The organism is Collinsella aerofaciens (assembly GCF_040915545.1).
Lineage (GTDB): Bacteria > Actinomycetota > Coriobacteriia > Coriobacteriales > Coriobacteriaceae > Collinsella > Collinsella aerofaciens_BE.
The window spans coordinates 58,929-72,416 of record NZ_JBCPDH010000009.1 but is presented as its reverse complement, the minus strand read 5'-3'; the positions used below and the strand labels follow the sequence as shown (position 1 = coordinate 72,416).

The following is a 13,488-nucleotide window of genomic DNA, read 5'->3' as shown; positions in this document are numbered from 1 at the left end:
GGAGCTATTTCCGCGTTGCGCTAGCTGCGGAAACGCGGGGTCCGTTCAGGCTGTTGCGTTGAGATTGAAAATCAACCTTTTCAGGACGAACGCCGTTTAGAAACCATATGCGCACGTAAGCTCCACGAATATTTGAGACAATGGGCGCCCAAACACCGCGGCGCGCCCGCGCAACCATCCAGGTCGCCGCCGTAAGCCGCTTCACGCGACGCCAGCAACCCCGGCGCAAGAAAGGATTCACGCCATGCGCTTTATGCTTAACTGGCTCTTCACCTCGATCGCCATCGCAATCGCCACGTTCCTCGTCCCCGGTATCCAACCCTTCGGCTTTGCCGAGGCCTGGGTCTGCTTTGCCTTCGTGGGACTGTTCCTGAACATCGTCGATTCGTTCGTCAAACCTTTCCTCACGGTCATCTCGCTGCCGCTCACGATCATTACGCTGGGCATTTTCCAGCTTGTCGTCAACAGCTTTATGCTTGAGCTCGCGAGTTACCTGTCGGTCAACCTGCTGGGCGCCGGTATCTCCATTGCCGGCTTTGGATCGGCCTTTATGGGCAGCATCCTGGTATCCATCATGCGCAGCATTCTCGACAGCATCGCCGAGGGCTAGAACTGTTCAATACGAACCGTCATATCGACCCAAGACAAAGGCCGCCCATCGCAAAAATGGGCGGCCTTCTTATTTGCCAAGTCTCAAAGGACGAGAGGATCTACCATTTCTACCCCGTCCCCAAATGCAGGTGTGGGTTAGATGACGTAGTCGTAGCCATGGTTGGGAGCGACAAGTTGATCGAGCGTCACACCGTCGAGGTAGTCGTTGATGAGCTTGTCCAGGTTCTTCCACACGTCGAGCGTGGGACACTCATCCGAACGCGAGCAGCCCTTGCAGTCGCCATCCAGGCAGGCGACCGGCGCCAGACTGCCCTCGGTCAGGCGCAGGATCTCGCCCACCGTGTACTGCTCGGGCGGGCGCGTAAGCACGTAGCCGCCGCCCTTGCCACGCATGCCCGAGAGCATGTTGGCGCGCACAAGCGTAGCCAAGATGTTCTCGAGATATTTCTCGGAAATCCCCTGTCGCGCCGCGATCTCTTTGAGCGGGATGCGACCGGCTGCCTGGTGCTCGGCCAGGTCGACCATAACGCGCAGGGCATATCTGCCCTTAGTAGAAACCAACATGTATAGTGCTGCCTTTCGGTCATTTAGTCCGTAGAAATTCTAGCCGAAAAATTGGTTTTGAAAATACCCGTTCCGGTCAAGATGGTTAATCAACTTGCAATAATCTCCTATTTCCTATTGCATTACTAGGCTTTACTGTCTACTATGCTTGCCAACAGCAAAACGAACAACCCATAAGGTTTATGGGTTTCGCTGCTACACGCACCGTAAAACCACACGGTATCCAGTCATTTGAACACTTTGGAGGTTCACCATGAGCAATGTTTATACGTCCATCGATCAGCTTATCGGCCACACCCCGCTTCTGGAGCTCACTCACTTTGAGGCCGATGAGGACCTCAAGGCCCGCGTGCTCGTCAAGCTGGAATACTTCAACCCCGCCGGGTCCGTTAAAGACCGCGTCGCCAAGAACATGATTGACGAGGCCGAGAAGGCCGGCAAGCTCGTGCGCGGCGGCGACTACACCATCATCGAGCCCACGAGTGGCAACACCGGCGTCGGCATCGCCTCGGTGGCGGCGGCTCGCGGCTACAAGGTGATCATCACCATGCCCGAGACTATGTCCGTCGAGCGTCGCAAGCTTATGCAGGCATATGGCGCACAACTCGTGCTCACCGACGGTTCCAAGGGCATGAAGGGCGCCATCGCCAAGGCCGAAGAACTGCAGAAGGAGACCCCCAACAGCATTATCGCCGGCCAGTTTGTGAACCCCGCCAACCCCGCCATCCACAAGGCCACGACCGGCCCCGAGATCTGGGATGACACCGACGGCGAGGTCGACATCTTCGTCGCCGGCGTTGGAACCGGCGGCACCGTGACCGGCGTGGGTGAGTTCCTCAAGGAGCAGAACCCCGAAATCAAGGTCGTCGCCGTCGAGCCCGCCACTTCCCCGGTGCTCTCCAAGGGCCAAGCCGGCCCGCACAAGATCCAGGGTATCGGCGCCGGTTTTGTGCCCGACGTCCTCGACACCCAGGTCTATGACGAGATCATCCCCGTCGAGAACGACGACGCCTTTGCGACCGGCCGCGCCGTGGGCCACAAGGAGGGCGTGCTCGTAGGCATTTCGTCCGGCGCCGCCGTGTGGGCCGCGCTGCAGCTGGCCAAGCGCCCCGAGAACGAGGGCAAGACCATCGTGGCCCTGCTTGCCGACACCGGCGAGCGCTACCTGTCCACGGCGCTCTTCCAGGACTAGGGCCTGTCGCCCATAGGTTGAGCCCACGGACGAGCCGGTCTCCTCTCTCCCGGCAGTCTGAGCCCATCCAATCAGGGTGTCCCACGAGACGCCCGAACTTGCTACAATGTCTGCGGCGCGGAACCAGCCTCCCGCGCCGCTTTTCTTTTTTGGCCACATGCCACCAAGGAGAACCTCCCCATGCACAACAAGCGCGTGCTCGTCGCCATGAGCGGCGGCGTCGATTCCAGCGTGACCGCGTACCTGCTCAAAAGCCAGGGCTACGAATGCGTCGGCGCCACCATGCGCCTCACCTGCCCCGCGCCCGATCCCATCACGGGCATGAGTAAGGTCGACCGCGACATCGCCGATGCAAAGGCCGTCGCCGAGCGCCTGGGGATCCCCCATCACGTACTCGACCTGCAGCAGACCTTCGACCATAGCGTTATCGAGCGCTTTGTGAACGCCTACCAGGAGGGGCTGACGCCCAATCCGTGCATTATCTGCAACCGCCACATAAAGTTTGGCGCGCTGCTCGATGCGGCGCTGGACATGGGCTGCGACTACATCGCCACGGGACATTACGCCAAAACAAGCCAGGCGGCAGACGGCACCTGGCAGCTACATCGCGGCGAAGATCCCAAAAAGGACCAAAGCTACTTTTTGTATTCGCTTACGCAGGAGCGCCTGGCGCACACGATCTTTCCGCTGGCAGACCTGGACAAAGAGCGCGACGTGCGCCGCATAGCCGCCGAGCAGGGCTTTACCAACGCCCAGAAGGCCGAAAGCGAGGACATCTGTTTTATTCCAGACGGTGACTACGCGGGCTATATCGAGCGCCGCTGCGGACATCCCGCTGCACCGGGCGACATTGTGTGGCGCGACGGCAGCGTGGTCGGGCGCCACAGCGGCGCGCTGCGCTACACCATCGGCCAGCGCAAGGGCCTGGGCGTCGCGATGGCGCATCCCGTGTATGTGACGGGCGTCGATGCCGCCAGCAACACCGTGCATTTGGGCGAGGCCGAGGACCTGGCGGCCACAGCGCTCACGGCAAACGACTGGATCTGGAGCGCTCCGGCAGAGCGCATGGAGGCGGAGCTCGACGCCGGCGGCATTCGCGTAGGTGCCAAGTACCGCTACCGTCAAAAGGACCAGGCAGCGACCCTTACGCGTGACGCCGACGGACAAATGCTGCTGACCTTTGACGAGCCGCAGCGAGCCATCGCCCCCGGCCAAGCCGTCGTCGTCTATCGCGGCGACATCGTCCTGGGTGGCGGTACGGTGACCGGCGCACTTAAGTAGCCGCAGGTTTATCGCTGCACGTGTCGAAGCACCTCAACAGCGGCACTAACCTCGATTACGCGACGCTCGAGGCCGCGGCAAATGGCCTCGAGTCGACCCTCCGCCGTCGCCCATTCGCTCTGCGAAAGAATCTCGATCGCCTCATCAACAAATCCGTTGAGCCGCGATGGATCGAACCAATCGACCGAGTCCGCAAGCGCCAGCTGGACGGAAGGGTCGGGCCCAAACGGCTTAGCGGAAAACCCAAACTCCCCAGCTGCGAGCACGGCAGTTGGTACGTTGTACCACAGGCAGTTGCCGCTATCGAACATCGGGGCAGGCCTTATCTCCAGGGTGTCGACATTGCGGATGATGCCGAAGTTTCGCCAATGGCGGTCGCTGTTGGCCAAAAGGGCATCGCAGACAATCATCTGCGACATAGACCTTCTCACGGCAGCCTCGTCTGCTCCATGCTTACCAAGGAAGCGGCAGTACCGGTCGTACGTCGAGTTTCCCCGCTGGCTACCAAGTGCGCCCTTAACGGAAACAGCCGGAATGTATTCCTCGCGGCCGTCAAGAAAGTCGTCGCACAGACACACAGGGCCATCGAACATCCGCTCAACCGTATAAGGAACAAACTCGCCCTCCGACAGCAAGCGACGATGCAGGGCCGTTGCAACCGCCTCGTTAAAGGGCCGTTGGTCGTCCATGCCGCACCCCTTGACCAGAACGCGAACACCGTTGCGAATCATCCACGATTTAGGAAGCTCGCCCTCGGACGTGTTGTCCGGATTTTTAAGACCGATGCCTTCCAGCCAACCCGAACGCCCCTCGGGCGCCGATCGCTCAAAATCATTCTCGAAGTAATTGAGGTTTCGCCATTCGAGCCCGTCGCATTCTGCCGGTCGCAGCCAATAACAATCCGAAAGTGATAGGCCCAGGCACCGAACCGGAACCTCGATGCCACTGGCAATTCCCAGTTCACGATAGCGCGAGACGAGCCCGGGGCGGACGTCAGGCACCGACCGATGGCTCCACCACACGTTGAGCTCCCGTTTATTCACCGTAAGAGAAGAGCTCGAGCATGTGCCAAACGGCATTCGTTGCGCATCGAGGACCCCGGCGATTTCGAAGGGAAACTCGCGCGTCGGATCAAATGAGACATGCGCGACCTCATGGTCGGCCGACATCAGCGTAAACTTGCGCCCCACATCGGCCGCAGGACGGCGTCCACGTTTGCGGACCTTTTGATAAGCGACCGCGGAATTGTACTCGACCATCTTCCGTCCGCCCACAATATCGCACGCGAGCGTTCCCGATGAGGCAAGTTGAGATATGCGGGCTTTCGTAACGCCCAGCAGGCGGGCAGCATCACCCATAGACAAGTACTCAGACGTATCCATACACCGCATCACCTCGTTAAGTAATTTAAACGTTTAGTTAATAGATTACATACATCATAATACTAAACAACCAAAAGCGAAAAAAGGCCCGAGAAATCGGGCCTTAGCGATTGGTCAGCCGAGTCGCAAGCTGCTCCTCTAGCGCTGAACGTAGGCGCGAACCAGCTCGTAGGTATTGCGCACGCCGTCGATGTGGCTGCGCTCGTAGTTGTGGCTCGCGTACACGCCGGGGCCGATCAGACCATGGCGAATGTCGTAGCCGGCCGAGAGCGTGGCCTCGACGTCGGAGCCATAGTGCGGGTACACATTGATGGCGTAATCGAGCTCCAGCTCGCGCGCGATGTTGGACAGCGTGGTTACCAGGTCGTAGTTGTACGGACCGCCCGAATCCTTGGCGCAAATCGAAACCATGCGCTCGGTGCAGCCCAGGTCGTCGCCCACGCAGCCCATGTCCACGCTGATCATCTCGCGCGTGTCGGCCGGCACAAAGGCGCCGCCGTGACCGACCTCCTCGTACACCGTAAAGAGCAGCGACACCTTGCGCGAAAGCGACACCTCGCCGTCAGCAACGGCGCGGGCCAGACCCAGCAGAATCGACGCGGACAGCTTGTCGTCAAGGAAGCGACTCTTGATGTAGCCGCTCTCCGTCACCGTGGTGCGCGGATCCATAGCGATGATGTCGCCGGTTTGAATACCCAGCTCGAGCACATCGTCCTTGCTGTCAACGTTCTCGTCGAGCAGGATTTCCATGTTCTTCTCGATGGTCTTGACCGGCTCATCGGCCACATGCGCCGAAGGCTCGGTATTGAGGACCACACCCGTGTAGACATTGCCATCGCGCGTATAAACGGTGCGTTCTCGCCATCGGCCGTAGACCACTGATGCCCGCCGAGGGTCGTGGGGCGCAGGCGACCATTGTCCTTAATGGAACGCACCATGGCGCCCAGGGTATCGACATGGCTCGCCAACACGAGCGGCTCGCCCTCGCCGCCAAGCTCAACCAGCACGTTGCCTTTATTGGAGCGCTCGGGCCCAAAGCCCATATCGTGCAACGTCTCTATCAGATAATCAGTCGCCGCACGGGTATAGCCCGTAGGCGAAGCAATAGAAGTCAGCGCCTTAAGCTGTCCCGCGATATAGGAGAGCGTCTCCTCTAGAGAAGCATCAATATTAGAAGCCATATGCGTCCTTCCAAGTAAAACTAAGACCGAGTCCCGATTTTAACCGTTCTGCACGGTCAATGCCCTAGGAGCCGAGCCGCCTCCCGACGTCCCCGCACCGGTTTTGTGCACGCGCACGTCTTACAATCCCAATCTTGCATAAATCCTATCGGTATCTGCATAGAAATGAGGAATCTTTTTGCTTCGTCTCAGGGTACCCCACCTTGGGCCGTGCAAAAAACGGAGTATTCAGCACCGTGGGCCCCAACGACCCCATCGCGAACGACAAAACGACGCGGTTACAGCAGTGTTGTAGGTCGTCGCAAAGCAGAAACTCAGTAACAACCCCCTCCACTCATCGATAGCCCGCCCACAATGGCTGTCGATGGGCGCCTGCGGGCCACTACGGGCCCTTCAAAACGTTATGCATTTTTAAGAGCTTGCTGAATACTCCCAAAAATGCACGCTGGGAAGTGCACCACCTATCCGCAGCGGGCAGCATGCTTTAGTTTTACCCGTCTCAAGACATTGACGCAGTACAAAAAGCCCCCGCCGCACGAAGTGCGCAGCGGGGGCGTCCGACATGTCCGAGGACGATTGTGGGGCTAACGGGCAGGGGCCCGCCGAACCAAGTTAGGCAGCCGGGCAGATCTTCTTGAAGAGCTCAATGACGTCGTCGAGCGTCGCCTCGCGCGGGTTGCCCGGGAAGCAGGCGTCGGCCATGGCGTCCTTGGCCAAGACCTCGATCTCGTCAGCCTTCATGGCCTCGCAGACGTGCGGGATGTTCACGTCGGCGGAAAGCTGCTTAACGGCGGCGATGGCGGCATCGGCGGCCTCATCGGTGCTCATGCCCGTGGTGTCAACGCCCATGGCGACGGCAACCTTGGCCAGGCGCTCGGCGCAAACCGGCTTGTTGAACTCCATGGCGATCGGCAGCAGCATGGCGCAGGCGACGCCGTGCGGGGTGTCGTAGTGAGCGGACAGGGTGTGAGCCATGGCGTGGTCGATGCCCAGGCCAACATTGGAGAAGCCCATGCCGGCGACATACTGGCCAAGAGCCATGCCCTCGCGGCCGGAGCCGGGCTGACCGGACTTGGCCTCGGCAACGGAGTCGCGCAGGTTCTCGCTGATCAGCTTAATAGCCTCAAAGTGGAACATGTCGGAGAGCTCCCAGGCGCCCTTGGTGGTGTAGCCCTCGATGGCGTGGGTCAGAGCGTCCATACCAGTGGAAGCGGTCAGGCCGGCAGGCATGGAAGCCATCATGTCGGGGTCGACGACGGCGACCTCGGGGGCGTCGTTGGTGTCGACGCACACGAACTTGCGGACCTTCTCGGGGTCGGTGATGACGTAGTTGATGGTCACCTCGGCGGCAGTACCGGCGGTCGTCGGCACGGCGATGGTGAACACGGCGTGGTTCTTAGTGGGAGCAACGCCCTCGAGGCTGCGGACATCAGCGAACTCGGGGTTGTTGATGATGATGCCGATGGCCTTGGCGGTGTCCATGGAGGAGCCACCACCGATGGTCACAATAGCGTCAGCTTCGGCGGCCTTGAAGGCCTCGACGCCGTCCTTGACGTTCTGGATCGTGGGGTTGGGCTTAATCTCGGAGTAGAGGCTCCAAGCGATGCCGGCGGCGTCGAGCTCGTCGGTCACCTTGGCGGTAACGCCAAACTTGACCAGGTCGGGGTCGGAGCAGACGAAGATCTTCTTGTAGCCGCGACGCTGGAGCTCACCGGGGATCTCCTTGATGGCGCCGGAACCATGATAAGAGATGGTATTGAGAACGAAACGATTAGCCATTGATAGCCTCCCATCGTGTGCGGGGCACCCATTACGCCCCACGCTATGAGTCCCATCCTAACGCTTTTGAAACAAAAAACGCGTGAGAACATCAAAAGTGTTAAAGCGTTTCAACAGAATAACGGAGCCCTGTCCTTCCCTCCCGACAGCAGCGAAGGCTAGATTATAGGAGCAATCGCCCAAAGAATACGACCGACTCAGTCTATAAATTGTTTCTGTTTTAGCAATATATGTTTGACAATACGTTTATAACAAGATACTTTGTAGTGAATAACATGCATGCAGCAAATAACGTCATTCATTTTGTTAGAAATTGCCCATGCGGTTATGCAGCTGCATCTACTGCAACGTACGGCGTAATTCTCCGCACGAGGCAGAAGACGGTTCCAATTCGATCGAGGCGATGACACATGGTGGCTAGTGGTCCTAAATCGAGCAAGGCGGCTACAAACGAATATCGAATCTCAATTGAAGGTAACCCTTATCCGCATACTCTGGCTCTCGTCAACCCAGCGGGAGACAGCCTCAACATCAAAAAACATGGGTTCACGGGTCCACTAGGACAGCTATTGAGTCTTAAATATACCGTTTATGACGATGCAAATGAAAAACTCCTCACTGTCGTCGACGGTGGTTTTAGCAACATGCCCAGGGTTGCGCTCATCATCGAACACGAGGAAGTTGCGGTGTTTGATTATGGTCTAAACAGACTTGAGATGAAGTGCGTAACGAACATACCGAATTACACAATAAAAGGTAACTTCCTATTTGGAGATTACGATATATTCAGCCAACGGGAAGTGAAACTATCTTCAGTTATCGTCCTTCAATGTGATAAACAATCGTGCTTTAGCATACAGGTTTTGGATAAAGCCGAATTAGCCGCCGCAATTGGAATACCTACAGCCATTGCCCTTCTTAGGGCTCGGATTGAAGAGCATCTCGAATAAATCGCAAAAAGCAGTTCGTAGCAACATTCAGGAGCTGGATAGTTTTTTTCTGGCTCCTGGAACTGTATTACATAGTCTGCAAATTGTTCGAAACCACGTCCATGATTCGCAGTAATGGTGGTATGTTTTTTCAACTCCTGCGTAAACGCTACTTTCAAAAAGGATATCGAAACACTATCTAAATTGTTGCAAGACTCATCCAGACTAATAATAGAATAGCTGCTCAGAAAGGCTCTACAAAGCAATAAAGAGGACAGTTCTCCGCCTTGATTATCAACTTGATTACTGTCGTCTTATTATGAATAAAAAGCTCTGACATATGTCCATCCCCTTAACTAATAATCATAGCTGGAAAGATGACATTTTTATTCTATAGCCTCAAACAACACGCTTTGCTGACGTCAAATCTTGTCATTACAAACATGCACCTTAGCGCTTAAGACTCCAAAAAAGGGGCGGCCGAGATGGCCGTCCCCTCCCCAATATTGATCAGTGCGGCAAAGGAACAGCCCCTTTGCCGCAATCGGTTACTTTCGGCAGCCCTCTTTCCAAGCCTCGGCCGCAACCTTCCAGCGTAAGCGCAAGTCGCGCTCGCGGTCGATGAACATGATGGCAAACGCGACAAACAGCAGCAAGCTCGCCACGACGATGGCATGCAGGCCCATGCGCTCAATACACCAGTTGCCCAACACGGCGCCAAACACAAAGGTAAGGATCACGCCAAAGTACAGCAGGCCGTTTTCCAAAAAGCCGCGCCTGTGGGTGATGATGTAATCGTCCACGTTTTGCAGCGCGTTGCGCAAGTTGCCGATGCACATGGTCGTAGCGATGCCGTGACCGTGGATCTTGCGGAAGCTCTCGACCTGCATGCCGCAGGCAAACGAGGTGAGGCAGTTGGCGAGCAGGTTGAAATTGCCGCCCGGGATAAAGCTCACGCCCAGCAAGATGACGGCTTCAAAGAACACCGTCACCTGACGCCAGTGGATCACGCTGCCAAAACGTTCGTGTACCAGGTCGGCAAGCATAATGCCCACGGCAAACGACACCACAGGGAAGAAGTAGCGCCCCGCAAGCGCCCAGTTGCCTTCCGAGATGCTCACGCCCACGAGCAGGATGTTGCCCGTCTGCGCGTTTGCGAAAACATGGTCGCGCCCAATGTACGAATACACATCCATAAAGCCACCGGCGAGCGCCAAGATGATGCCCAGCTCAATAGACTCCGATATCTGTTTGGCACGCTGCATCGTCGTGCATCCTCCTTGTTGACGACTCTCTCGTGCGTTGGCGGAAACATAGCCGCCGTTCATACTGTAACCCATTGACAACATGGCGTGCGCGCGAGACGACCCCTTCGACACAGGGATACACAGTCTGGAAACAAACGCCACCCGCATCGACGCGCCAATCTGCCAGCTCATGTACTCCACCAGTCTTTTTAGCCCCGTCCCAAAAAGACTGGTTACAATTACGAGCAGCATACAAACACCGGGAGGGATCGTGGCAAAAAAGCCTCAGCACGCTCAGAACAACCAGCGCAGTCAGCAGGGCAAACAGGGCCAGCAGCAAAAGCGCGGCGGTAAGGCGCAGGGTGGGCACACCACGCATACCCCAGCAGCGCCCACGCGCCCCTGGCGTCCGGGCCGCGACAAGTTCCTCCCCGTCAGCCGCGCCGATATGGACGCGCGAGGCTGGGACCAGTGCGACTTCGTCTACATCTGCGGCGACGCCTACGTGGACCACCCCAGCTTTGGCATGGCCATTATCAGCCGCGTCCTCGACGCGCACGGCTACAAGGTGGGCATCATCTGCCAGCCCGACTGGACCGATCCCGCCAGCATCAGCGTACTCGGTGAGCCGCGCCTGGGCTTTTTGGTCAGCGCCGGCAACATGGACTCCATGGTCAACCACTATTCGGTGACCAAGCACCGCCGCCACACCGACACCTATACCCCTGGTGGCGAGGAGGGGCGCCGTCCCAACCGAGCCGTCACGGTCTACGGCAACCTTATCCGTCAGACGTTTAAGGATGCCCCCATCATCATCGGCGGCATCGAGGCAAGCCTGCGCCGCCTGGCCCACTACGACTACTGGCAGGACAAGCTCAAGCGTTCGGTACTGCTCGACTCGGGCGCCGACATCCTCATCTACGGCATGGGCGAGCACGCGATTGTCGAGATTGCCGACGCGCTCGACGCGGGGCTGCCCGTCGATCAGATCACCTATATCAACGGCACCGTTTACCGCACGGGTTCGCTCGACGAGGTCTACGACTACGACCTGCTGCCCAGCTGGGACGACCTTACCGCCGACAAGCTCAACTACGCACGCAGCTTCAATGTGCAGCAGCAGAATATGGACCCCATCACCGGACACCGCCTGGTAGAGCCCTACCCCAACAGCGTCTATGTGGTGCAGAACCCGCCATCGGCGACGCTCACTACCGATGAGATGGACGAGGTGGCCGAGCTCCCCTACGCACGCGATTGGCATCCCGATTACGACGCAGCGGGCGGCGTGCCGGCCTTTGCCGAAATCAAGTTTTCCATTAGCTCCAACCGCGGGTGCTTTGGTGAGTGCTCGTTTTGCGCCCTCACCTTCCACCAGGGTCGCGTGTTGCAGATGCGCAGCCACGATTCGATCATGCGCGAAGCCGAGCTGCTCACGCACGATCCTGAGTTTAAGGGCTATATCAACGACGTGGGCGGACCGACGGCAAACTTTAGCCGCCCGGCCTGCGACAAGCAGCTCAAGCACGGCGTGTGCAAGAACAAACGCTGTCTGTGGCCGAGCGTGTGCAAGAACATGGTGGTCGACGAGAGCGGCTACACGCAGCTGCTGCGCGACCTGCGTCAGCTGCCGGGCGTCAAGAAGGTCTTCGTCCGCAGCGGCATCCGCTTCGACTACACCATGGCCGATGCCTCGGACGAGTTTTTGCGCGAGCTGCTGGAGCACCACGTTTCGGGCCAGCTGCGCGTAGCGCCCGAGCATGTGAGCGACGCGGTGCTCTCCGTGATGGGCAAGCCGAGCCGCGCCGTCTACGATGCGTTCTGCCGTAAATTTGAACGCCTGAACCGCGAATACGGACTTAAGCAGTACGTGGTGCCGTACCTGATCTCGAGCCATCCCGGCTCGACCATGAAGGAGGCCGTGGACCTTGCCGAAGCCGTGCGCGACATGGGCTACATGCCCGAGCAGGTGCAGGACTTCTACCCCACGCCGTCCACCATGTCGACGTGCATGTACTACACCGGCGTTGATCCGCGCACCATGGAGCCGATCTACGTGGCGCGCGACCCGCACGAAAAGGCCATGCAGCGCGCGCTCATCCAGTATCGCAAGCCCGAGAACTACAAGCTTGTGCGCGAGGCGCTGGAAAAGGCCGGCCGCCGCGATCTGATTGGCTACACCAAGCATTGCCTGATCCGTCCCGTGCCGCCGCGCCCGGGCGAGACATCTGCCAACGGCGGGCATGGAACCGGCAAGAAGGGCGGCAAGCCGCACGGTGGCGCCGGCAAGGGGCCCAAGGGTAGCAAGGGGCACAGCGGCATGTCGCGCGCACAGAACACTGCCGGTCGCAATCGCGCGGCCCAGGGGCGTCAGGGCGCCAACGGAGGCGGACGCCGCAACTAGGGCAGCGGTGCGCTCGCTGCATCCACCCCACACGCGTGGCGCAGCGAACGCATTGCCTCAACGAGGATGACGCCGGCGATAGCGACCGTAATTGCCACATCGAGCGGCGTGTTCACAAACCAGAGCAACGTCATGAGATACGACCCGGCATTAAAGGCAAAGTGCAGCAGGATCGTGTAGCGGAGCTTTCCGGTCGTCACGAGCACCCAACCAAAGATGAGGCCGGCGGCACCCGCGTAGCAACCCTGCACCCAATTCATGTGCATAAAACCGAAGATTGCCGCCTGCAGCACAATCGCCGCGGCAATACCCCACGTACTTGGGGCCGCCCAGGGCACCATGGCGCCGTCCTGCGCGCTCGCACGACGACGGCGCTTCCAAAGTGGGCGGCACTGCGGATTAAACGCTCGGAGCGAAAACTCAAAAATAATGCCGCGCACCAGCAGCTCTTCACAAAATGGGGCGCCGAGCACCGTAGTCAGGACGGCGAGATAGCTGGTGTCGCCCATGCCTGTTTCCTCGACAAGCTCGCTGTAGTCGGCCGCGGCCTCGGGCAACAGCGACAGCGCGGCGTCGGTCACGTAGCCAACGACCACCTGCAGGGCAAGGCCAATCACGATAACGCAGGCGATGCGTTTCCACGCCCCACGCGCTCCCCCGCCGAGCGGGTGCTCGCTTTGCCGGCGTGCCATAAACGAACGCGGCCACAGATAACGCCACCACAGCAGCGCCATCAAAAACGACGCCATCTGCGCGGCAGCCTGAAGCAATTGAATGTCGAGGTCATCGATCGAAAAACCCATGAACACTGACGCGACGCCCAGAGCGGAAAACAAAACCACGCTCAGGGCAATATCGGCAGCGACGACGCCAAAACAGGCAAGCGCCCAAATCATCGCATTGAGCATGCCGACCTC

At 58.7% G+C, this 13,488-nt stretch carries 10 protein-coding genes and 1 pseudogene; 5 read left to right on the top strand and 6 right to left on the bottom strand.

Annotated features, from left to right (window positions below; all coding sequences use genetic code 11):
* Positions 1–244 precede the first annotated feature (244 nt).
* Complete coding sequence (locus AB5202_RS04775) at positions 245–610, top strand: phage holin family protein (protein ID WP_368143782.1); 366 nt, start codon at positions 245–247, stop codon at positions 608–610.
* 137 nt (positions 611–747) lie between these two features.
* Here the strand turns inward: AB5202_RS04775 and AB5202_RS04770 are convergent, their stop codons facing one another.
* Positions 748–1,176: an RrF2 family transcriptional regulator gene (locus tag AB5202_RS04770; RefSeq protein ID WP_022094857.1), complete on the bottom strand. Its 429-nt coding sequence runs from the start codon at positions 1,174–1,176 to the stop codon at positions 748–750.
* A gap of 253 nt (positions 1,177–1,429) precedes the next feature.
* On the opposite strand from AB5202_RS04770, the gene cysK reads away from it, so the two are divergent.
* Positions 1,430–2,368, top strand: a complete 939-nt coding sequence (gene cysK / locus AB5202_RS04765) for a cysteine synthase A (protein ID WP_055310201.1) — start codon at positions 1,430–1,432, stop codon at positions 2,366–2,368.
* Positions 2,369–2,425: 57 nt separating this feature from the next.
* Entirely contained in the window at positions 2,426–3,649 is a 1,224-nt protein-coding gene (gene mnmA, locus AB5202_RS04760; protein ID WP_368143785.1) for a tRNA 2-thiouridine(34) synthase MnmA, read from the top strand.
* Positions 3,650–3,657: 8 nt separating this feature from the next.
* Here mnmA and AB5202_RS04755 read toward each other — a convergent pair whose 3' ends face one another.
* From AB5202_RS04755 to fucO, 3 genes and pseudogenes are all read right to left on the bottom strand, one after another.
* Positions 3,658–5,031 carry a HipA domain-containing protein gene (locus tag AB5202_RS04755; protein WP_368143781.1) on the bottom strand — a complete coding sequence of 458 codons (1,374 nt, stop codon included), beginning with the start codon at positions 5,029–5,031 and terminating at the stop codon, positions 3,658–3,660.
* Between the two features lie 138 nt (positions 5,032–5,169).
* Positions 5,170–6,074, bottom strand: a pseudogene (locus AB5202_RS04750) (M42 family metallopeptidase).
* A 750-nt stretch (positions 6,075–6,824) separates the two neighbouring features.
* Positions 6,825–7,991 carry a lactaldehyde reductase gene (fucO, locus tag AB5202_RS04745; RefSeq protein ID WP_022094861.1) on the bottom strand — a complete coding sequence of 389 codons (1,167 nt, stop codon included), beginning with the start codon at positions 7,989–7,991 and terminating at the stop codon, positions 6,825–6,827.
* A gap of 410 nt (positions 7,992–8,401) precedes the next feature.
* Here fucO and AB5202_RS04740 point away from each other — a divergent pair, with 410 nt between their 5' ends.
* On the top strand, positions 8,402–8,941 hold the full coding sequence (locus AB5202_RS04740; protein WP_368143780.1) for an LURP-one-related/scramblase family protein: 540 nt from the start codon (positions 8,402–8,404) through the stop codon (positions 8,939–8,941).
* Positions 8,942–9,468: 527 nt separating this feature from the next.
* Here the strand turns inward: AB5202_RS04740 and AB5202_RS04735 are convergent.
* Positions 9,469–10,185 carry a YoaK family protein gene (locus tag AB5202_RS04735; protein WP_368141665.1) on the bottom strand — a complete coding sequence of 239 codons (717 nt, stop codon included), beginning with the start codon at positions 10,183–10,185 and terminating at the stop codon, positions 9,469–9,471.
* A 253-nt stretch (positions 10,186–10,438) separates the two neighbouring features.
* Between AB5202_RS04735 and AB5202_RS04730 the strand changes: the two genes are divergently transcribed.
* Positions 10,439–12,571: a YgiQ family radical SAM protein gene (locus AB5202_RS04730; protein WP_368143779.1), complete on the top strand. Its 2,133-nt coding sequence runs from the start codon at positions 10,439–10,441 to the stop codon at positions 12,569–12,571.
* Here AB5202_RS04730 and AB5202_RS04725 read toward each other — a convergent pair.
* Positions 12,568–13,479, bottom strand: a complete 912-nt coding sequence (locus AB5202_RS04725) for a CPBP family intramembrane glutamic endopeptidase (protein ID WP_368143778.1) — start codon at positions 13,477–13,479, stop codon at positions 12,568–12,570. The two genes, AB5202_RS04730 and AB5202_RS04725, sit on opposite strands and share 4 nt — an antisense overlap.
* Positions 13,480–13,488: the final 9 nt, after the last annotated feature.